14 protein-coding genes and 1 pseudogene are annotated in these 20878 nt (G+C 70.7%); 6 read left to right on the forward strand and 9 right to left on the reverse strand.

All coding sequences use genetic code 11. From position 1 onward, the window contains the following. The 5 genes from ADL15_RS49685 to ADL15_RS49705 all read right to left on the reverse strand — a co-directional run. Nucleotides 1-1647 (reverse strand): carbohydrate-binding protein (locus ADL15_RS49685; protein WP_067708274.1); only part of this gene is annotated, 1647 nt, incomplete at its 3' end. A 4-nt stretch (nucleotides 1648-1651) separates the two neighbouring features. Then, nucleotides 1652-3529 (reverse strand): glycoside hydrolase family 127 protein, encoded by a 1878-nt coding sequence (locus ADL15_RS49690; RefSeq protein WP_067708203.1) that lies wholly within the window; start codon nucleotides 3527-3529, stop codon nucleotides 1652-1654. A gap of 12 nt (nucleotides 3530-3541) precedes the next feature. Beyond that, entirely contained in the window at nucleotides 3542-4351 is an 810-nt protein-coding gene (locus ADL15_RS49695; protein ID WP_198171359.1) for a carbohydrate ABC transporter permease, read from the reverse strand. Beyond that, nucleotides 4348-5271 (reverse strand): carbohydrate ABC transporter permease, encoded by a 924-nt coding sequence (locus tag ADL15_RS49700; RefSeq protein WP_067708206.1) that lies wholly within the window; start codon nucleotides 5269-5271, stop codon nucleotides 4348-4350. Before ADL15_RS49700 ends, ADL15_RS49695 begins: the two co-directional genes overlap by 4 nt. After that, nucleotides 5268-6509: a sugar ABC transporter substrate-binding protein gene (locus ADL15_RS49705; RefSeq protein ID WP_067708208.1), complete on the reverse strand. Its 1242-nt coding sequence runs from the start codon at nucleotides 6507-6509 to the stop codon at nucleotides 5268-5270. The genes ADL15_RS49700 and ADL15_RS49705 overlap by 4 nt, the downstream gene beginning before the upstream one ends. 161 nt (nucleotides 6510-6670) lie before the next feature. On the opposite strand from ADL15_RS49705, the gene ADL15_RS49710 reads away from it, so the two are divergent. The 3 genes from ADL15_RS49710 to ADL15_RS53825 all read left to right on the forward strand — a co-directional run bounded on the left by ADL15_RS49710 (nucleotide 6671) and on the right by ADL15_RS53825 (nucleotide 10614). Next, nucleotides 6671-7720: a LacI family DNA-binding transcriptional regulator gene (locus tag ADL15_RS49710; protein WP_232345121.1), complete on the forward strand. Its 1050-nt coding sequence runs from the start codon at nucleotides 6671-6673 to the stop codon at nucleotides 7718-7720. 16 nt (nucleotides 7721-7736) lie between these two features. Further along, nucleotides 7737-10175 (forward strand): glycogen/starch/alpha-glucan phosphorylase, encoded by a 2439-nt coding sequence (locus ADL15_RS49715; RefSeq protein ID WP_067708211.1) that lies wholly within the window; start codon nucleotides 7737-7739, stop codon nucleotides 10173-10175. A 262-nt stretch (nucleotides 10176-10437) separates the two neighbouring features. After that, on the forward strand, nucleotides 10438-10614 hold the full coding sequence (locus tag ADL15_RS53825) for a hypothetical protein (protein WP_157442103.1): 177 nt from the start codon (nucleotides 10438-10440) through the stop codon (nucleotides 10612-10614). Here the strand turns inward: ADL15_RS53825 and ADL15_RS49720 are convergent. The 4 genes from ADL15_RS49720 to ADL15_RS49735 all read right to left on the reverse strand — a co-directional run bounded on the left by ADL15_RS49720 (nucleotide 10611) and on the right by ADL15_RS49735 (nucleotide 15735). Beyond that, nucleotides 10611-11495 (reverse strand): hypothetical protein, encoded by an 885-nt coding sequence (locus ADL15_RS49720; protein ID WP_067708213.1) that lies wholly within the window; start codon nucleotides 11493-11495, stop codon nucleotides 10611-10613. The genes ADL15_RS53825 and ADL15_RS49720 overlap by 4 nt on opposite strands. Next, nucleotides 11492-11998 (reverse strand): SigE family RNA polymerase sigma factor, encoded by a 507-nt coding sequence (locus ADL15_RS49725; RefSeq protein WP_067708216.1) that lies wholly within the window; start codon nucleotides 11996-11998, stop codon nucleotides 11492-11494. The genes ADL15_RS49720 and ADL15_RS49725 overlap by 4 nt, the downstream gene beginning before the upstream one ends. Before the next feature lie 349 nt (nucleotides 11999-12347). Beyond that, a complete protein-coding gene (locus ADL15_RS49730; RefSeq protein WP_067708219.1) occupies nucleotides 12348-13313 on the reverse strand; it encodes a quinone oxidoreductase family protein in 966 nt (321 codons plus the stop codon). 61 nt (nucleotides 13314-13374) lie between these two features. Beyond that, entirely contained in the window at nucleotides 13375-15735 is a 2361-nt protein-coding gene (locus ADL15_RS49735) for an ATP-binding cassette domain-containing protein (RefSeq protein WP_067708222.1), read from the reverse strand. A 115-nt stretch (nucleotides 15736-15850) separates the two neighbouring features. On the opposite strand from ADL15_RS49735, the gene ADL15_RS49740 reads away from it, so the two are divergent. The 3 genes and pseudogenes from ADL15_RS49740 to ADL15_RS49750 form a co-directional block, all read left to right on the forward strand. Beyond that, nucleotides 15851-17017: a sensor histidine kinase gene (locus tag ADL15_RS49740; protein WP_067708224.1), complete on the forward strand. Its 1167-nt coding sequence runs from the start codon at nucleotides 15851-15853 to the stop codon at nucleotides 17015-17017. Beyond that, nucleotides 17014-17685, forward strand: coding sequence for a response regulator transcription factor (locus ADL15_RS49745; RefSeq protein ID WP_067708227.1), 672 nt, complete (start codon nucleotides 17014-17016; stop codon nucleotides 17683-17685). The genes ADL15_RS49740 and ADL15_RS49745 overlap by 4 nt, the downstream gene beginning before the upstream one ends. A gap of 89 nt (nucleotides 17686-17774) precedes the next feature. Next, nucleotides 17775-20781, forward strand: a pseudogene (locus ADL15_RS49750) (efflux RND transporter permease subunit); the annotation flags it as partial. Nucleotides 20782-20878 lie beyond the last annotated feature (97 nt).

The raw sequence follows: 20878 nt of genomic DNA on the forward strand, positions 1-20878 counted from the left end.
GGTGGTGGCGAGGTTCGGGGCGCCCTTGGCCAGGCGGATCACATTCCAGCCGGCTTTGAGGGTGACCGACGCGCTGACCGTGGAGCCGAAGACGCCCCATGCCGCGGTCGGCGGGTAGCTCAGGGTCTGCCAGGCGCCGCCGTTGTAGGCGAGGCCCTGGGTGGCGGTCGCGCCGGTGGCGTTGGCGTAGCCGACGGTCATCGTGTACGCGCGGGCGGTGGGCACGTTCACCAGGAAGTCGACGAAGGACTGGTTGCGGGAGTTGGCCGCGCCGTCGATCTGGCCGACGTAACCGCCGTTGGACGCCGACGCCGAGGAGAAGCGGTTGGCGTTGACCGCCGTGGCGTTCTCCGCCTCGTACCGCTGCTGCCAGGTGGGCACGCCGGACGTCGGGGTGATCAGGAGCTGGTAGGCGGCAAGGGCGTCCATTCCGGACACTCCGACGGTGATGCTGCCGTTCGTCACCGGGTACGTGACGGTGGAGACCGTGGTCGCGGACGAGGCGGTGGTGCGGCCGGTGGTCCCGGTACGGGAGAGCTTGACGCTGACCTGGGAGCCGAGCGCCGCCAAGCCGTTGACCTTGACGGTGTTCGCGCCGCTGTCGCCGCCGAAGACCACGTTGACGATCCTGCGGGTGCTGTCGTACGCGGCGACGCCGTCCAGCCAGGACTGCGGGACGGTCTGCACGACGTTGCCGGCCATGTCGCCGTACCACTTGTAGGCCCAGTACGTCGCGGTCGGCGCGTTGTTGTAGAGCAGGCCGTTCAGGGTGCCGGCCTCGTACCAGTAGGCGCGCTCGGCGTCGCGGATGCCGTACCGCTCGAAGACCGCCATGTAGTGCGCCGCGACGCTGGGGATGTCGACCTGGGCCGGCGACGCGTACTCATTGATCGAAATCGGACGCGGTGAGATGCCCAGCGACGTCTCGATCGCACGGTAGTCACTGACGTGCGCGGCGACGTTGTTGTAGCTGTGATCGTCGAGTTCGTGCCAGACGATCACGTCGGGCAGCGTGGCGGTGTTCTTCGCGTTGGTGAGGAACGCGACCATCCAGTCGTGGTTGTAGATCGAATAGCTCGGCCCGACCACCGGGGTGACCGTGTCCAGCGAGCGGATCAGCTGGAACGTCCGGGTCCAGCCGGCGTTGAACGTCCCGGCCGAGCTGGTGTTCCAGGTCCAGTCGGGCTCGTTCCACAGCTCGTAACCGTCGACGTTGGTGGTGCCGGTGGCGGCGGTCCGGGTGGTCACCATGGTGCGGACCTTGGACTCCCAGTCGGCCCAGCTGACCCATCGGTACGGGAAGTTCGGGTAGATGTCCGGCAGCCGCCAGAACTGCTGCGCGCCGGCACTCGTCACCTTGCCGGCCACCAGCGCGCCGTCACAGCACGGCGTGGTCGCGCCGTTGCCGAGCTGCTGCGTGCCGGGCGGCGGCTGGGTGAGGTGGTTGAGGCGGAGCGGGTACATCTGATCCAGCGGCGGCTTACTGCCCGTGTCGACGGCGTAGAGGCCGCCGGCCGCGACGTGCGTGACCGGACGGACGGTCGTGCCGACGTTGACGGTGAGGGTGTTGCCGGCGGCCTGTGCCGGGCTGGGGACGACCAGCCCGGCGAGGACCAGCAAGAGGACGGGTACGACAGAGCGGCGCACGGTTTTACCTCTCGGATAGGGGGATGAACACCCGCATCGGTCCCGGCTCCCGGTTGGCCCAGAGGAAATAGGGGATGGCGGACACGATCACCGGTGGGGTGACGCGCGCCGGGGCCGGGAGGGGCCGGTACAGATGCGGGGTGTCGGTGGGCCGGGCACGCAGCGGGATCCGCAGCTGCACCGGCGCGAGGCCGTCGGGGTCTCGGCTGACCTGCAGCGGGGCGGACGAGTCCAGCTCCAGGTCCTCGAACGGGACGCCGGCCGGGGCGTCGGCGTGCTCCAGGCAGTGCACGATCGGGCCGCGGACCACGGCGGCGGCGCCACGGACCGCGTCGACCCGCGGGTGCGCGGCCATCAGGCGCGGCAGCATGACCAGGATCAGTTCGACCCGGTCGCCGACCAGCCAGGTACGGGTGAGCCGCACGTACCCGGCCTCGGCCACCACCGGTTCCCCGTTGACGGTCAGCCGCGCGTCACCGCACCAGGCCGGCACCCGCAGCGACAGCGTCCACGGGCCGGGACCGACCTCGGTGATCGTCACCGTGATCGTCTCGTCCCACGGGTACCGGGTCTGCACCTCGACGGTGTGCCCGCCGGCCCGGAACGTGCCCGCGGTGTAGAGGTGCAGTTGCAGCCCGGCCGGGTCGCCGGTGGCGGCGTAGCTGTCCAGCGAGGCCATCAGCCGGGCCAGGTTCGGCGGGCAGCAGGCGCACGAGTACCAGGAGAGCCGCTGGGACGGCGCGTCCTCGTGCGAGCCGTCGTGCCCGGTACGCAGCTGCAGCGGGTTGGAGTAGAAGAACGAGACCCCGTCCACCCCGGTGCTGCCGGCGATCCCGTTGTAGAGCAGGCGTTCCATCTCGTCGGCGTAACCGGGGCGGCCGGTGGCCAGCAGCAGCCGCCAGGCCCACTGGAAACTGCCGATCGCCGCGCACGACTCCGCGTACGCGCGGTCCGGCGGCAGCTCGTACGGGTCGCCGTACGCCTCGTCCCGGTGCCGGGAGCCCTGGCCGCCGGTGATGTAGGTGCGGCTCGCCAGCGCCGAGTCCCAGAGCCGTTCGGCGGCGGCGAGCAGCTCGAGGTCGCCGGTCTCCACGGCCACGTCGACCGCACCGGCCAGCAGGTACACCTGCCGGACCACGTGACCGGTGACCTCCTCGGCAGCTTTCACCGCGGCGTGGTCCTGGAAGTAGCGCGGCCCGAACCGGCCCTCCCCCAGCACACCGTGACCACGGTTCTCGACGAAGTGGGCGGCCAGGTCGAGGTACGGCCGGTGCCCGGTCACCCGGTACAGCTCGACGAGCGCGGTCTCCACCTCGGGGTGCCCGTCGACGTCCGGGGATGCGGCGAATCGTCGTACCAAAAGGTCGGCGAACCGGCGGGCGACCTGGAGCACCTGCTGGGCCGCGGGATCGCCGGCGGCGGACCGCGCGGCCGCGACCGCGGCCTGGAACAGGTGCCCGGCGCAGTACATCTCGTGGCTGAAGTGCAGCTCGCTCCACTGCTTGTCCCGGTTGTCGACCTGGTAGTACGAGTCGAGGTATCCGTCCTCGTCCTGGGCCTTCTCCAGCAGCGCCGCGGCGTCGGCGACGAACCCGTCGGCGGAGCCGGCCCAGAACGCCGCTTCGAGAGTCTTGTAGACATCGGAGTCCGCGAACCAGAAGCCCCGGAACGAGCCGTCGTCGCCGGTGACCCGGCGCAGGTTGGCCAGGTTCCCGTACGCGTCGAGCTGGTCCACGCAGTGCGGCAGGGTCGCCGCGACGTTGCGGGCCTGCCAGCCGCCGAGCAGGCTCTCCGGCCGCAGGCTCACGGCGTCGCGCGGCAGCGGCCGCAGCGCGGAGACGGCATGGGCGGTGGGCACGACGGGGCCGTGGGAGACGTCCATAACTCGTGGTCCTCAATCCTTGACGGCGCCGGCGGTCACGCCGGCGGCGACGTAGCGCTGGGCGACGATGAGTAGCAACGTCGCCGGGATGGACGCGATCACGGCGGTGGCCATGATGGCGTTCCACTGCTGGTTGTTGTTGCCGATGTAGTGGTAGATGCCGAGCGTGATCGGCTGGTGGTCGCCGCCGCCGTCGAGCGTGGTGGCGAAGACGAAGTCGGACCAGGCCCAGAGGAACGCGAACAGGCTGACCGTGACGATCGCGTTGCGGGAGATCGGCAGGATCACCGAGACGAACGTGCGCCATCGCGACGCGCCGTCGATCAGCGCCGCGTTGATCAGCTCGTCCGGGATGCCGGACATGAACGCCGTGAAGATCAGCACGCCGAACGGCACCGCGATGGTGGAGTCGGCCAGGATCAGCCCGGGCACCGAGTTGAGCACGCCGGCCCGCAGGTAGATGGCGTAGAAGCCCATCGCCATGATGATCCCGGGGATCATCTGCGCGATCAGCAGCACGAAGTTGAGCGCGCCGGTGCCGCGCGGCCGCAGCTTGGCCAGCGCGAACCCGGCCGGCGCCGCGATCAGCAGAGTGAGCACGACGGTGCCGAGGCCGATCAGCAGGCTGGTGCCGAGGTACGGCATCTGCTGGTCGAGCACCGCCCGGTAACCCTCGAGCGTGCCGTCGAACGGGAACAGGTGCGGCGGGTCGGCGCGCATGGCGGTGTCCTTGGTGAAGGACACGTTGATCATCCAGTAGACCGGGAACAGCATGATCGCGGTGAGGACGACGCCGACGGCGGTCTTGACATGCCTGGTCACGACGCCGCCCGGCGGATGTAGAGCAGCCCGAAGACCAGGGCGATGATGATCAGCAGGTTGCCGACTGCGGCACCCGGCCCGAACTCGGGCAGCAGGTTGCCGAACGACAGCCGGTAGGACCAGGTGGCGAGCGTTGTCGACGCGTCGGTCGGCCCTCCCTTCGTCATGATCCAGATCAGGTCGAAGACCTTGAGCGTGTAGACCAGGCCGAGCAGCAGGGTGATCGCCGAGACCGGGCGCAGCAGCGGGAAGGTGATCCGCCAGAACCGCTGCCAGCCGCTCGCGCCGTCCAGGGCGGCAGCCTCGTACACGTCCACCGGGATCGCCTGCAGACCGCTGTACAGGATGACCAGGTTGAACGGGATCCCGATCCAGACGTTCGCGATGATCACGCTGGTCAGGGCCCAGTCGGGCGACGTCAGCCAGTTGATCGGGTCCGCTCCGAAGAAGCGAAGAGCGAAATTCACCACCCCGGAGTCACTGTTGAGCATCCAGGACCAGGTCGACGCACTCACGATCAAAGGCAACAGCCACGGTACGAGGAACAGCGCCCGCAGCGTCGCCGACAACCGGAAGTGTTGAGTGAAGAAGACCGCGAGGGCCAGCCCGATGGCGAACTGGAACGCGATGCTGACGAACGTGAACACCAGCGTGTGCAGCAGCGCCGGCCCGAACGTCGGGTCGTCGAACACCGTCCGATAGTTGTCGGCGCCGCTGAACGGCGCGTTCCCCTGCACGAAGCTCCGTACGGTGTAGTGCCGCAGGCTCAGGTCCAGGTTGCGGTAGAGCGGGTAGGCGTAGAACGCGAGCAGATAGATCACCACGGGGGCGAGGAAGCCCCACGCCGCCCACTGCCCCCGAGCCCGCCGGACCCGGGAGGAGCCCCGGGTCCGGACGAGCGTCTCGGCGTGCGAGGTCACTTGGCCGCCGCGCTCTGGGCGTCGGTGAGCGCCTGCTGCGGTTGCTTGGAGCCGGAGAGCGCCGCCTGGAACGCGGTCCACAGCGGCTGGGAGATCTTCGGGTACTTGGTGCCGAGGTCGTCACTGGTCCGGCCCTTGGCGGCCGCGACCGCTTCGACCCACACCTTCAGCTCCGGGTTCGCCGCGACCTGCTTCTGCTGCACCGCGTCGGTGGCGGCGACGTAGGAGAGCGTGGTGTCCGTGGTGAGCGCGTTGTCCGCGCTGGTCAGGCACGCGATCAGTTTCTGCGTGGTGGCGTACTTCGCGGTGTCCGACTGGACCGGGGCGGTGACGAACTCCCCGCCGGTCGGCGCCGGTGCGGTGCCGCCGGCCTGCGACGGGATCGGGATGATGCCGTACTCGAAACCGGTCTTCTTCGCGTTGGCCAGCTGCCACGTGCCGTTCTCGCTGAACGCGAAGTCGCCGGTGGCGAACTCCTGCCAGCTGGTGGTCTGGGTGTTGTTCAGGACCGAGTTCGGCGCCAGGCCCTTCTTCACCCAGTCGGTCCACAGCGTCAGCGCCGCGACGCCCTGCGCCGAGTCGAGCTGGGTGAGGTTCGCGCCGGAGCCCCAGAACCACGGCAGGAACTGGAACGAGCCCTCCTCGGTGCCGATCGCCGAGAACGTGATGCCCTTCTTGCCGGCCGCCTTCACCTTGTCCAGGGCCGCGGTCAGCGACGCCCAGTCCTTGACCGTCGCCGGGTCGACCTTCGCCGCGTCCAGGACCTTCTTGTTGTAGTAGAGCGCAAGGGTGTTCGCGCCGATCGGCACGCCGTAGGTCTTGCCGCCGAGCTGGCCCGCCGCGAGCAGGTTCGGCGAGATCGCCGAGGTGTCGGTCTTGACCTCGTCGGTGGTGGTCAGCACCCCGGCCTCGGCGAGCGTGGAGACCACCGGGTTGTCGACGATCAGCACGTCCGGCGAGTTGTCCTGCTGGGCGGCGAGCAGCGCCTTGTTGGTCAGGTCGGTGGTGTCGTAGCCGGTGCGCTTGACCGTGACACCGGCGTCGGTGCCGCAGGTGGTCAGCAGCTTCACCCAGTCCGAGCTCGCGTCGAACTGCGGGTACGGATCCCAGACGGTGTATTCGGTGGCGGCCTGGGTCTTCTCACCGCCGGAGTCGGACGAGCAGGCGGTGATCAGGCAAGCGGTCAGAGTGAGCGCGGTCGCCGCGGTGAGCCCCCGGCGGACGGACGGGAAAGTCATCTGTGTTACCCCTCAGGGAAACTTTCAGGAAAACGATTGCCTTGACGCTAGGGATGACCTTGCAGGCCTGTCAATAGGAAGTTACCGTCGCATTACACGAGGCGAAGGAAACCTGGGAGGAAACACTGAGCACCGAACGACGCGGCTCCACGATCAGCGAAGTGGCCGCACTCGCGGGGGTTTCCACCGGTACGGCCTCGAAGGCGCTCAACGGCCGCGGCGCCATGCGCCCGGAGACCCGGTTGCGCGTCCAGCAGGCCGCCGACCAGCTCGGCTTCGTGGTCAACGCGGCCGCACGCAGCCTGCAGACCGGGCGTACGTACACGGTCGGCATGATCACCACGGACACCATCGGCCGGTTCAGCATCCCGCTGCTGATCGGCGCGGAGGACGCGCTCGGGGCGGGACAGATGTCGGTGTTCCTCTGCGACGCCCGCGACGACCCGATCCGGGAGCAGTACTACCTGCGGACGCTGCTGGGCCGCAAGGTCGACGGGATCATCGTGACCGGCCGCCGGACCCAGGCACGGGCCCCGATCGGCGCCGATCTGCCGGTGCCGGTGGTCTACGCGTTCATCAGCTCCACCGACCCGCAGGACTGCTCGGTGGTCCCGGACGAGGCGGACGGCGCCCGCCGTGCGGTGCGGCACCTGCTGGACACCGGCCGCCGGCGGATCGCGCACGTCACCGGCCCGGACCACCACCACTCGGCGCAGGTCCGCGCCGCCGCCGCGGCCGCGGAGTGGGAACTCGCCGCACCGGTCCTGTACGGCGAGTGGACCGAGGCGTGGGGGCGACAGGCGGCCGGGATGCTCCTCGCCGGCGGGATCGACTTCGACGCGGTGCTCTGCGGCAACGACCAGATCGCCCGCGGTGTCGCGGAAGGCCTGCGGGAGGCCGGCCGGAACGTGCCGCGCGACGTGGCCCTGGTCGGCTTCGACAACTGGGACGTCATGGTCGACGCCTGCCGCCCGTCCCTGACCAGCGTGGACATGGACCTGGAGGGGATCGGCCGGACCGCGGCCGAGCTGCTGCTGGCGGCGATCAACGGCGCCCCGGCGCACGGCCAGCGGGCCCGCCCGTGCCGCCTCGTCCCCCGCGAGTCGACGGCCGCGGGCTTCGTCACCCCACGGAACGGAGAACCGCGGAACGGAGAACCGCGGAACAGCGAACCGCGGAACGGCGAACGTCAGCCGCCGGAAACGTGGTGACGGCACAATGGGACGCATGGATCTTCGCCAAGGCATCGGTCTGCGACGACTGGGCACCACCGCGGACGAGTTCCAACAGGACCTGCTGAGCAGCCTCTACTACCGGCGGGGCACCACGGTCGAGTCGGCCAGCCCGCGGGACGCGTACGAAGCTCTCGCCCTGACCGTCCGCGACCGCCTCGCCGAACGCCGCGCCCGCACCGCGGCCGCGCATTTCGCCAGCAACCCCCGCTGGGTCTACTACCTGTCCGCGGAGTACCTGCTCGGCGCCCAGCTCGAGCAGAACCTGCTCTACTCCGGCACCGGGGAACTCGCCTCCCAGTCGCTCAAGGTGCTGGGCCGCACGCTGGAGGAGATCGAGGACCTCGACGTCGAGCCGGGCCTGGGCAACGGCGGCCTGGGCCGGCTCGCCGCCTGCCTGGTCGACGCGATGGCCACCCGGGACATCCCGGCGGTCGGCTACGGCATCCGCTACGACTTCGGCATCTTCCGGCAGTCGCTGGAGGGTGGCGCGCAGGCCGAGCGGCCGGACGACTGGGCGTTCCAGGGCAACCCGTGGGAGTTCCCGGCCCCGGACGACCGGCAGACCGTCGGCTTCTACGGCCACACCGAGCCGGTCCCCGGCTCACCGACCCGCAAGAGCTGGGTGCCCGGCGAGATCGTCCTCGGCGAGCCCAGCCACATGCTGGTGCCCGGCTACCGGACCGAGACGGTCAACATCGTCCGGCTGTGGCGGGCCCGGGGCAGCGAGGCGTCCTTCGACCTGTCCCGCTTCTCCGCCGGCCAGTACGCCGAGGCGGTGCAGGAGGCGGTCCGCGCCGAGAACATCAGCAAGGTGCTCTACCCGGACGACAGCACCGAGCTGGGCCGGGAGCTGCGGCTCAAGCAGCAGTACTTCCTGGTCTCCTGCTCGCTGCGGGACATCATCCGGCGGTTCCGGCTGCGCAACGAGGGCTGGGACGACTTCGCCGAGAAGACCGTCATCCAGCTCAACGACACGCACCCGACGATCGCCATCCCGGAGCTGATGCGGCTGCTCGTCGACGAGTACGGGCTGGACTGGGACAAGGCCTGGTCGATCACCCGGAGCACGTTCGCGTACACCTGTCACACGCTGCTCCCGGAGGCCCTGGAGACCTGGCCGGTGCCGCTGTTCGAGCGCCTGCTCCCCCGGCACCTGGAGATCATCTACCTGATCAACATGTTCTTCCTGCGCGAGGTCGAGGCCCGCTTCCCGGGCGACAGCGACCGGCTGCGCCGCATGTCGATCATCGGGGAGGGCAGCGAGCGCCGGGTCCGGATGGCCCACCTCGCCGTGGTCGGCACCGAGGCCGTCAACGGCGTCGCCGAGCTGCACTCCAAGCTGCTGCGGGAGACCGTGCTGCAGGACTTCGCCGACCTCTGGCCGGCCAAGTTCCAGAACGTCACCAACGGCGTCTCGCCCCGCCGGTTCATGAAGCTGGCCAACCCGCGCCTGTCCGACCTGATCACCGAGGGTCTCGGCGACGACGGCTGGCTCAACGACCTGGACCGGCTGGCCGGGCTGGAGCGGCTCGCCGGCGACGCGTCGTTCATGGAACGCTGGCGGGCGGTGAAGCGGGCCAACAAGGTCGACCTGGCGGCCGGCGACCCGGACTCGCTCACCGACGTGATGATCAAGCGGTTCCACGAGTACAAGCGTCAGCAGCTCAAGCTGCTCCACGTGATCACGATGTACCACCGGATCCGGGCGAACCCGGCCGGCGACTGGGTGCCCCGGACCGTGCTGTTCGCCGGCAAGGCCGCACCGGCCTACCACGCCGCCAAGAACATCATCCGGCTGATCAACGCGGTCGGCGCCACGATCGCCGCCGACCCGGTGGTCGCCCCGCACCTCAGGGTGGTCTTCGCGGAGAACTACAACGTCACCCTGGCCGAGAGGATCATCCCGGCCGCCGACCTGAGCGAGCAGATCTCGCTGGCCGGCAAGGAGGCCAGCGGCACCGGCAACATGAAGCTGGCCCTCAACGGCGCGATCACCATCGGCACGCTCGACGGCGCGAACATCGAGATCCGCGCCCGGGTCGGCGAGGAGAACTTCTTCCTCTTCGGCCTCGACGCGTTCCAGGCCGCCGAGGTCCAGATCAGCGGCTACCACCCGCGCGAACACTACGACCGCGACGCCGAGCTCAAGGCCGCGATCGACGCGATCACCGCGGGCACGTTCGGGGGCGTCGGCCGCGAGGTCGCCGACTCGCTGCTGGGTTGGGACGAATACCTCACCCTCGCCGACTACCGGTCCTACCTGGACTGCCAGGAGGAGGTCGAGCGGGCCTGGCGCGACCCGGAACGCTGGACCCGGCTGTCGATCCTGAACACCGCACACAGCGGCTTCTTCTCCGCCGACCGCACGATCGCCGACTACGCCGCCCGCATCTGGCGGGTCGCTCCGGTCCCGGTCCCCAAAGATATTTAGTACGAATAGGGAGTCCCGTCCGCAGGCTACGAGCCGCGTCCCGTGCTGGTCTCGCGCGACACCGCGACCGCACCGGACCGCGGCGCGCCCGCGGGCCCAGGCTGGTTCTCAGGGGTGTCATCCGTGCCGGATGACACCCCTGAGCCCCCCACGAGGTCACGCGGTGCGTCAAGATACTGATGATCATTACTGTCATCAGGAGCGTTGATGCGCCGCCGTCCAGACCGTCCGGCCCTGGACACCCGACATCGGCATCCCGGTCGTGACCCTCACCGCCCGCACCACGAGCACCGACCCGGACGCCATGATCACCTGCCGGATCACGTCCCTCGGCAAGGTCGTGGCGGAGGACACGAAGCGGGGCGCGCACGCGGAAGCCACCTGTTCCGCCCGGACGACCGTGTTCTCGGCGGCTCCGGGGCGCCCGAGCCCGAGCTAGCCCGCCGGGTAGAAGTTGCCGTAGACGTCGAGGGACTTGCCGCCCGCCGTGGTGGCGACCGCCTCGTACGTGTCGCCGCCGGCGTTCCGGCCGCCCGCGGGGTAGCCGTACTTCGCGGTGAACGTGTACGTCCCCGGGGCGATCTCGTCGGCCGGGGCGAGCGTGAACGTGTAGAGCAGCGCGTTCGCCTGCTCGGTGACGTTGCTGGTCACGCTCGCGCCGGGCACCGACTTGGCGCCGCCGCGCGAGGTCAGCCCGGTCGTCCTGGCCACCCGGACGGTCACCGTCAGCGCGGTCAGCCTCTCCCCGGTCTTCAGGGTGATCACCCCGGCGCCCTGGGTGTCGCCGCTGTCCGGGTCGATCGAGCCGTCCGACCAGAGCGGCCCCTGCTCGACCCGGGTGTTCCCGGGCTGCCCCTTGGTCGGCCCCGTGGTCGGCGGGACGGTCGTCGCCCCGGTCGAGGCAGGCGTGCCGGGCTCCGTGGTGGTGCCGGGTTTTCCGGTGCCGCCGGGCTTCCCGGTCGCGCCACCCGTCGCCGAAGGCTTCACCGGGTGCGCGCCGGTCGGCGGAGCGCTCGAAGCGGAAGGCGCGGTCGTGGCCGGCACCGAGACGACCGGGATGGCCCGGTCGGTGTCGTCGCCGTCGGCACCGGCCAGCGCCCACTGTGCGGCGAACCCTCCCCCGCCGGTGAGCGCGACCAGCGCGCCGACGATCGCGAGCCGCAGCCGGGGGCCGTTGCGCCGCCGGGTGTGCCGGTGCGCGGTGGCGGGCTCGTTCATCGCGGTCGAGGTGATCCGGGCCAGCATCGCGTCCCGATCGGGCTGGTGGGCGGCCGCCTCGGCCTGCAGGGCAGCACGCAGCTGCTCGTCCGAGAGCCTCATCGGGCCGCCTCCCAACCGTCGATCCGGGTGACCGCCCCGCCCAGCAGGTCGGCCAGCTGTTTGGCACCCCGCGAGGTGGCGCTCTTCACCGCGCCGACGGAGATCCCCAGCGTCGCGGCGACGTCGCGCTCGGACATGTCGAACGCGTACCGCAAGACTACGCAGGCGCGGCGGCGATGCGGGAGCTTGCGCAGGGCGCTGCGGACGTCGAGGACCGCCGGCACGTCACTGCCGGCCGGGGCGCGCCCGGACAGCCCGAGCGTGAGCAGCCTTTCCCGGCCGCGGCGGCGCACCCACGCGCGGGCCAGGTTCATCACGATGCCGTGCCCGTACGCGGCGGGGTCGTCGGCCGCCTGCACCCGGTCCCAGTGCCGCCACACCTCGGTGAGCGCGTCGGCGGCGAGGTCGTCAGCGACCTGCGCCTCCCCGGTCATCAGGAAGGCCAGCCGCGACAGCGACGCGTGATGCCGCTCGAAATACGCGCGGAAAGCGTCGTCGCGCATCGGCACCCCTCCCGGTTAACTGGCCGGAATCTTTCCTAAACTTTTCCCGGACCGGACGACGTTAGAGATCATCCGAAGGTTCTCGCAAGGTACGACCGGGTGATGAGATTTAATCGTCGATCCGATTTCCGGGAGGCGTTGCGGACAGCGCTTTCCTGCCGGTCCGCGCACTGCGCTGTGACGGCCGTCGATGGCACCTGGCCACACTGCCGAAAAGAATGAAACAAGTCAATGCACCGCCCGGGAAAACGCTGTGTGGGGACTTTCGGCGCGCTCCGCACCGAAACTTCACACACTCGACGCGACCCAACGCTGCGTGGGGACTTTCGGCGCGCACCGCACCGAAACTTCACACACTCGACGCGGCGGGGTGGAGGGTGGCTTTGCCGGTGGTGCGGCGGGCGAGCAGGTCCTCGTGGGCGCGGTGGGCGCCGGCCAGCGGGTAGGCCGGCCCGGGCGGGAGGCTCAGCTCGCCGGAGGCGACGAGCGCGAACAGTTCGGTCAGCGGTTCGCGGAAGAAGCCGGGCAGGTCGAGGGCGGGACGCAGCCAGAAGCCGGCGACCGAGAGGTTGCGCGCGGAGAGCACACCGGCGTCGATCGGCGGCCGGCCCTCGCGGGAGGCGTTGCCGTAGCTGACCAGGCGGCCGAACGGGGCCAGCGCGTCGATCGAGGCGGTCAGCGCGGCGCCGCCGGTGGACTCCAGGATGACGTCGGCGCCCCGGCCGGCGGTGGCCTCGCGGACTCGCTCCGCGTACCCCATGGGGTTGTTGGAAACCGCGACGTGCGCGCCCAGAGTGAGTGCGAGCTCGCGTTTCTCCGGTGTGGAGCCGCCGGCGACGATCCGGCCGGCGCCGAAGTGGCGGGCCAGCCGGATCGCGATCGAACCGACCCCGCCGGACGCGGCGCCGATCAGCACGGTCTCGCCGGGAAGCAGCCGGGCGCTGGAGCGCAGCACGTGCCACGCGGTCAGGCCCTGGACCAGCAGGGACAGGGCGGTGGCGTCGTCGACCTGGTCCGGGACGTCGACGGTGTCCGCCTCGTCGACGACGGCGCGCTCGGCATACCCGCCGCCACCGAAGGTCAGCGCGAGCACCCGGCGGCCGTCCGGCGTGCGGCCGACCACCTCGGTGCCGGGGACGAACGGCAGCCGTGGCGCGTCCCGGTAGCTGCCGTCGGTGCGGTGCGTGTCGGCGTAGTTCACGCCGGCCGCGGACACCTCGACCAGCAGCTGACCGGGCCCCGGCACCGGCTCGGGCAGGTCCGCGGGGACCAGCACCTCCGGGCCGCCGAACCGCTCGACCAGAATCCCCCGCATGCGTGCCCCTCTCGTCCCGGCCACCCTATCGACCCATCTCCGATAGGAAATCGGCCGGCGGTCAGGGTGTGACGTAGGTGGCCAGGTGCTGGCCGGTGAGGGTGGAGCGGTCGGCGATCAGGTCGGCGGGGGTGCCCTCGAAGACGACGGTGCCGCCGTCGTGGCCGGCCCCCGGGCCCAGGTCGATGATCCAGTCGGCGTGGGCCATCACGGCCTGGTGGTGCTCGATGACGATCACCGTGCGGCCCGCGTCGACCAGGCGGTCGAGCAGGGCGAGCAGCTGCTCCACGTCGGCCAGGTGCAGGCCGGTGGTGGGCTCGTCGAGGATGAAGACGCCGCCCTTCTCCCCCATGTGGACGGCCAGCTTGACCCGCTGCCGTTCGCCGCCGGAGAGCGTGGACAGCGGCTGGCCGAGGGTCAGGTAGCCGAGCCCGACGTCGTTGAGCCGCTCCAGGATCTTGTGGGCGGCCGGGTTCTTGGCGTCGCCGGCCGCGAAGAACTCCACCGCCTCGGCGACCGGCATCGCCAGCACCTCGCTGATGTCCCGGCCGGCCAGCTTGTAGTCCAGCACCGACGCGTCGAAGCGCCGCCCCTCGCACACCTCGCAGGTGGTGGCCACCCCGGCCATCATCCCCAGGTCGGTGAGGATCACCCCGGCGCCGTTGCAGTTCGGGCAGGCGCCCTCGGAGTTCGCGCTGAACAGGGCCGGCTTCACCCCGTTGACCTTGGCGAACTGTTTGCGGATCGGCTCCAGCAGGCCGGTGTACGTGGCCGGATTGCTCCGCCGCGAGCCCTTGATCGCGGCCTGGTCGACCGCCACCACGCCGTCCCGGCCGGCCACCGAGCCGTGGATCAGCGAGCTCTTGCCGGACCCGGCCACCCCGGTGATCACCGAGAGCACGCCGAGCGGGATGTCCACGTCGACGTTCTTCAGGTTGTGGGTGCCGGCACCGCGTACCTCCAACTGGCCGGACGGTTTGCGGACGTCGGCCTTGAGCGCGGCCCGGTCGTCGAGGTGCCGCCCGGTGAGCGTGCCGCTGGCCCGCAACCCGTCCAGGGTGCCCTCGAAGACCACCTCGCCACCGGCCGAGCCGGCCCGCGGACCGAGGTCGACGACGTGGTCGGCGATCGCGATGGCCTCCGGTTTGTGCTCCACCACCAGGACCGTGTTGCCCTTGTCGCGCAACTGCAGGAGCAGCTCGTTCATCCGCTGGATGTCGTGCGGGTGCAGGCCGATGGTCGGCTCGTCGAAGACGTACGTGACGTCGGTCAGCGACGACCCGAGGTGCCGGATCATCTTGGTGCGCTGGGCCTCGCCGCCGGAGAGGGTGCCGGCCGGCCGGTCCAGGGACAGGTAGCCGAGCCCGATCTCGATGAACGAGTCCAGGGTGTGCTGGAGTTTCCCGAGCAGCGGGGCGACGGTCGGCTCGGACAGCCCGCGCACCCAGTCGGCCAGGTCGCTGATCTGCATCTGGCACGCGTCGGCGATGCTCTTCCCCTGGATCTTCGAGGAGCGCGCGCCGGCGCTGAGCCGGGTGCCGTCGCACTCCGGGCAGGTGGTGAACGTGATCGCCCGGTCGACGAAGGCCCGGATGTGCGGCTGCATCGCCTCCCGGTCCTTGGACAGGAAGGACTTCTGGATCGACGGGATGATCCCGGAGTAGGTCAGGTTGATGCCGTCGACCTTGATCTTCGTGGGCTCCTTGTGGAGCAGGTCGGCGAGCTCCTTCTTGGTGTACTTGCTGATCGGCTTGTCCGGGTCGAAGTACCCGCAGCCGCGGAAGATCCGGCCGAACCAGCCGTCCATGCTGTACCCGGGGATGGTCAGCGCGCCCTCGTTGAGCGACTTGCTGTCGTCGTACAGGGCGGTGAGGTCGAAGTCGGTGACCGCGCCGCGGCCCTCGCACCGCGGGCACATGCCGCCGGTGATGCTGAAGCTGCGCCGTTCCTTGGTGGTGACGCCGGCCTTCTCCATGGTCACCGCGCCGGCGCCGGAGATCGAGGCGACGTTGAACGAGTACGCCTGCGGCGAGCCGATGTGCGGCTGCCCGAGCCGGCTGAACAGGATCCGCAGCATGGCGTTGGCGTCGGTGGCGGTGCCGACCGTCGAACGCGGGTCGGAGCCCATCCGCTCCTGGTCCACCAGGATCGCCGTGGTCAGGCCCTCCAGCACGTCCACGTCCGGACGGGCCTGGCTGGGCATGAAGCCCTGCACGAACGCGCTGTACGTCTCGTTGATCATCCGCTGCGACTCGGCGGCGATGGTGCCGAACACCAGCGAGCTCTTGCCGGAGCCGGAGACGCCGGTGAAGACGGTGAGCCGGCGCTTCGGGATCTCGACGCTGACGTCCTTGAGGTTGTTCACGCGCGCGCCGTGCACGCGGATGAGGTCGTGGTTGTCGGCTGCGTGCGTCTTCTCCATGGCGGAAAGGTTAGTGGCGGGTCACACACCGTGCTTCTTCTTTCCTGACCGCTTACCGGCGGAAATACCGCGGCAGGACGACGCGGCGCCACGGGAAGGAAACTACGGTCAGAGCATGATCCTGGGCCGCTGGTTCGCCGGGCGCCCGGTCCGCACCGACGCGCTGATCGCCGTCGCGCTGGTGATCGTCACCGCCTTCGCGTACACGGCCCGCGCCTCCCGGACCGACATCCCGTCGTTGAACTGGGCGGATGTCGCCGGTGTGGCGGTGGCGACGATCGCCATGACGGTCCGCCGGAGGTGGCCCCGGGAAGCCCTGGTCGCCACCACCTGCGCGATCATCGCGCACTCCTGGACGAACGCCGACCGCCATCCGCTGTTGATCCTGGCCGCCGGCATGTGTTCGTACACCATGGCGACCCGCAGCACCCGGCGCGAGACCTGGCTGTTCTTCACCGGCTGCGCGGTCGCCCTCTACCTGGGTGACGTGCTCTCCGGGCGATACCCGGTGCTGACCGCCGCGACCATCCCGGTGGTCACGTTCATCGGGATGGCCACCGCGTTCGGCGACGCCACCCGCAACCGGCACGCGTACCTGGCCGAGGTCGAGGAACGCGCCCGCCGGGCCGAGCAGACCCGCGAGGAGGAGGCCCGCAGCCGGGTGATCCAGGAGCGGCTGCGGATCGCCCGGGAGCTGCACGACGTGGTCGCGCACCACATCGCCGTGATCAACGTGCAGGCCGGCGCGGCCAGTCACCTGCTGGACCGGCGGCCGGACCAGGTCCGCCCGGCGCTGGACCACATCCGGCACGCCGGTGACACCGTGCTCAAGGAGCTGGCCGCGATCGTCGGGGTGCTGCGGCAGTCCGACGACCCGGAGGCGGGCACCGAGCCGACCCGGGGGCTGGCGAGGTTGCCCGAGCTGCTGGACGCGGTCGCGGCGGCCGGGCTGAAGGTCGCCTTCGAACGGGCCGGAGCGGAGCGGGAGCTGCCCGCCGTGGTGGACCTGGCGGCGTACCGGATCATCCAGGAGTCCCTGACGAACGCCCATAAACACGGTGACGGACACGCGAGACTGACGATGACCTACACCCGGGAAGGCATCCGCATCGACGTGGTCAACACGGTGACGGACCACCACCGGGAAGGCGACGGCTACGGGCTCATCGGGATGCGGGAGCGCGCCGCCGCCGCCGACGGCACCCTGCACGCCCGCGCCGACGACCAGGGCCGATTCACGGTTCACGCCGAACTACCAGCACCGATCGAGGGCCAGAGATGATCCGGGTACTGCTCGCCGACGACCAGCCGCTGATCCGCGCCGGCTACCGGATGATCCTGGACTCCGAGCCGGACATCGAGATCGTCGCCGAGGCGGTGGACGGCCGGGAGGCGGTCGACCTGGCCCGGACCCAGCGCGCCGACGTGATCCTGATGGACATCCGGATGCCGGTGATGGACGGGATCGAGGCGACCCGCCGGATCGCCGCCGACGACGACCTGGCCGGGGTCCGGGTCCTGGTGCTCACCACATTCGAGAACGACGACAACGTGATGCTCGCGGTCCGGGCCGGTGCCAGCGGGTTCCTGGGCAAGGGCGTCGGCCCGGACGAGCTGATCAACGCGGTCCGGGTGGTCGCGTCCGGCGACGCGCTGCTCTCCCCCAAGGCCACCCGCGGGCTGCTCGACCACCTGCTCACCCAGCCGGAGACCGGCCCGCCCCCGGCCGCCTTGGACGACCTGACCCAGCGGGAACGCGAGGTGCTGGTACTCGTCGCGCACGGGCTCACCAACGACGAGATCGCCGAGCGGCTGTTCCTCTCCCCGCTGACCGCGAAGACCCACGTCAACCGGGCAATGGCGAAGTTACGCGTACGGGATCGGGCGCAGTTGGTCGTGGTGGCGTACCAGAGTGGTCTGGTCCGGCCCGGCAGTCCGCGGACGCAGTAGCCGCAGGCGCCGACTACCGCAACCGTGGTAGCCGCCCGGACCACCGGCGGACGACGCGCCGCAGCGGTCCGGGCATCGAGACTGCCTGGGTGTCTTATCTGTCCCGGATCTCTCTCGCCAACCGCAAGCTGGTGGCCCTGGTCACCCTGCTGGTGGTCGCCCTCGGCGGCTACGCGGCGTCCTCGCTGAAACAGCAGCTCCTGCCCGACCTGTCGTTCCCGGCCGTCACCGTGCTGGCCACCTATCCGGGCGCCGCGCCGGAGGTGGTCGAGGAGCAGGTCACCGCGCCGATCGAGGACGCGGTCAAGGCCGTGACCGGGGTCGAGACGATGACCTCGACCTCGCGGCAGGGCTCGGTGACCGTCACCCTGTCCTTCGGCTACGACACCGACATCGGCACCGCGACCGGCGACATCCAGGAGTCGCTGGCCAAGGCCCGGCTGCCGGAGGGTGTCGACCCGCAGGTGCTGACCGGCAGCACCGGCGACATGCCGACGATGACCCTGGCCGCGACGTCCGGCACCGATCTGCGCGCCCTCGCGGCGAAGCTGACCTCGACGGTGGTGCCGGCGTTGCAGGCGATCGACGGGGTCAACGAGGTGTCCGTCTCCGGGAACCGGGACCGGATCGTCACGGTCACCCCGGACGCCGCGGCACTGCGCCGGGCCGGGCTGACCGAGCAGTCGATCATCACGGCGCTGAGCACGCTGGGCGGCACGTCGTCGGCCGGTTCGATCACCGCGGGCGGGAAGAACCTGAGCCTCGCGGTCGGCGCCTCGATCACCTCGCTCGACCGGGTCGAGTCCCTCTGGCTGGCCGGCGGCAAGAGGCCCGTGCAGCTCGAGACCGTCGCCGCGGTCACGGTCGCGGACGCCGAGGTCACATCGATCACTCGTACGGACGGCAGGCCCAGCCTGGGCATGTCCCTCACGATGGACCACGACGGCTCGTCGTCCTCGATCTCCGACGACGTCCGCGCACAGCTGCCCGGGCTGGTCGCGTCGCTGGGTGCCGGCGCCGCGCTGACCGTCGTCTCGGACAGCGGCCCGCAGGTGAAGGACTCCGTCGACGGCCTGCTCGAGGAGGGCGCGCTGGGTCTGCTGATGGCCATCGTGGTGATCGTGCTGTTCCTGCGCTCCGGCCGGTCGACACTGGTCACCGCGGTCTCCATCCCGCTCTCCCTGCTGATCGCGCTGACCGTGCTCTGGCTGCGCGACTACTCGCTGAACATCCTCACGCTGGGCGGGCTGACCATCGCGGTGGGCCGGGTGGTCGACGACTCGATCGTGGTGCTGGAGAACATCAAACGGCACCTCGGGTACGGCGAGGACCGCCGGGACGCGATCATCGGCGCGGTCCGCGAGGTCGCCTCGGCGGTCACCTCGTCGACGCTGACCACCGTCGCGGTGTTCCTGCCGATCGCGTTCGTCAGCGGCATGGTGGGTGAGCTGTTCGGCTCGTTCGCGATCACGGTGACCGTGGCGATGCTGGCCTCGCTGATCGTCTCGCTGACCGTGGTGCCCGCGCTGGCGTACTGGTTCCTGAAGGCGCCGGTGGTGACCGGGGACGCCGAGGAGCACCGGGCCCGGGTCGAGGCGCAGGAGCGGGCCGGTCGGCTGCCCCGGATCTACCTTCCGGTGATCAACTGGTCGGTGCGGCACCGGAAGACCGTGCTGGGCGCGGCGGCCGCGCTGCTGGCCGCCACGGTCGGCATGGCCGGGCTGCTGAAGACCAGCTTCCTCGGCGACTCCGGCCAGGACAGCCTGCGGGTCACCCAGACGCTGCCGGCCGGTACCGATCTCGCCGGCACGGACGCGGCGGCACAGCGGGTGGAGAAGGTGCTCGCCGCGACGCCCGGGGTGGCGTCGTACCAGGTGACGATCGGGTCGTCGGGTGGCTTCTTCGGTGCGTCGAACGGGACGAACACCGTCTCGTACACGGTCAACCTGGCCGGCGACGCGGATGCCGACGCCATCACCGCGAGCCTGACCGCGCTGTCCGGTGCCGGGGAGATCGGCGTCGGCAGCGGTGGCGGGTTCGGCGGCGGCAGCGCCATCGAGGTGTCGGTGCGCGCCGCTGACGACGCCACCCTGACCGCCGCCACCACGCAGGTGCAGCAGGCGCTCGCGACGGTCACCGAGGTCAAGGACGTCAGCAGCGACCTGAGCGAGAGCGCCCCGCAGATCAGCATCGTGGCCAAGGGCGAGCAGGCCGCCCGCTACGGCGTCGGTGACCAGGCGATCGTCTCGGCGCTGCGCACCGCCGTGCAGGGCGCCACCGTCACCCGGGTCACCCTGGACGGCGCCCAGCACGACGTGGTCGTCCGGACCGGGGCCACCGAGCCGGACAGCCTGGCCGCCGTCAAGGCGCTGCCGCTGATGACACCGGCCGGCCCGGTACGACTCGACCGCGTCGCCACGGTGACCCAGGTCGACGGACCGGTGCAGCGGGTGCGGATCGACGGCGACCGGACCAACACGGTCACCGCCACGCCGGTCGGTGACGACACCGGGGCGGCCAGCTCGGCGGTGCAGTCGGCGCTCGGCGGGCTCGCGCTTCCGGCCGGGGCGACGTACGAAACGGGTGGGGTGACCTCGCAGCAGGGCGACGCCTTCAGCCAGCTGATCCTGGCGATCGCCGTGGCGATCGGCCTGGTGTTCCTGATCCTGGTGGCGGTCTTCGGCAGCATCCGGCAGACCTTCGTGCTGCTGGTCTCGATCCCGTTCGCGTTCGTCGGCGCGATCGCGTTGCTGCTGGTCACCGGCACCCCGATGGGGGTGGCGGCACTGATCGGGCTGCTGATGCTGATCGGCATCGTGGTGACCAACGCGATCGTGCTGATGGACCTGATCAACCAGTACCGGGAGCGTGGCCTGCCGGTCGCCGAGGCGGTGGTCGAGGGCGGCCTGCGCCGGCTGCGGCCGATCCTGATGACCGCCCTCGCGACGATCTTCGCGCTGCTGCCGATGGCGCTCGGGATCACCGGGTCGGGCGGGTTCATCTCGCAGCCGCTGGCGGTCGTGGTGATCGGCGGCCTGGTCACCTCGACGCTGCTCACCCTGGTGCTGATCCCGGTGCTCTACACGATGGTGGAGTCCCGCCGCCGGCCGGAACGGTCGCGGGCGGTGGCCGCGCCGGCCGCGACGCCGTCGCCGGAGCCGGTGCCGGTCGGCTGAGCCCGCGCCGCCCGGCA

Source organism: Actinoplanes awajinensis subsp. mycoplanecinus, assembly GCF_001509495.1.
Taxonomy (GTDB): domain Bacteria; phylum Actinomycetota; class Actinomycetes; order Mycobacteriales; family Micromonosporaceae; genus Actinoplanes; species Actinoplanes palleronii.

What these genes read in the sequence shown, in the direction of transcription:
- ADL15_RS49690 (WP_067708203.1), bottom strand. Translation starts at nt 3,529, where the DNA reads ATGGACGTCTCCCACGGCCCCGTCGTGCCCACCGCCCATGCCGTCTCC.
- ADL15_RS49705 (WP_067708208.1), bottom strand. Translation starts at nt 6,509, where the DNA reads ATGACTTTCCCGTCCGTCCGCCGGGGGCTCACCGCGGCGACCGCGCTC.
- ADL15_RS49715 (WP_067708211.1), top strand. Translation starts at nt 7,737, where the DNA reads ATGGATCTTCGCCAAGGCATCGGTCTGCGACGACTGGGCACCACCGCG.
- ADL15_RS49720 (WP_067708213.1), bottom strand. Translation starts at nt 11,495, where the DNA reads ATGAGGCTCTCGGACGAGCAGCTGCGTGCTGCCCTGCAGGCCGAGGCG.
- ADL15_RS49725 (WP_067708216.1), bottom strand. Translation starts at nt 11,998, where the DNA reads ATGCGCGACGACGCTTTCCGCGCGTATTTCGAGCGGCATCACGCGTCG.
- ADL15_RS49730 (WP_067708219.1), bottom strand. Translation starts at nt 13,313, where the DNA reads ATGCGGGGGATTCTGGTCGAGCGGTTCGGCGGCCCGGAGGTGCTGGTC.
- ADL15_RS49735 (WP_067708222.1), bottom strand. Translation starts at nt 15,735, where the DNA reads ATGGAGAAGACGCACGCAGCCGACAACCACGACCTCATCCGCGTGCAC.
- ADL15_RS49740 (WP_067708224.1), top strand. Translation starts at nt 15,851, where the DNA reads ATGATCCTGGGCCGCTGGTTCGCCGGGCGCCCGGTCCGCACCGACGCG.
- ADL15_RS49745 (WP_067708227.1), top strand. Translation starts at nt 17,014, where the DNA reads ATGATCCGGGTACTGCTCGCCGACGACCAGCCGCTGATCCGCGCCGGC.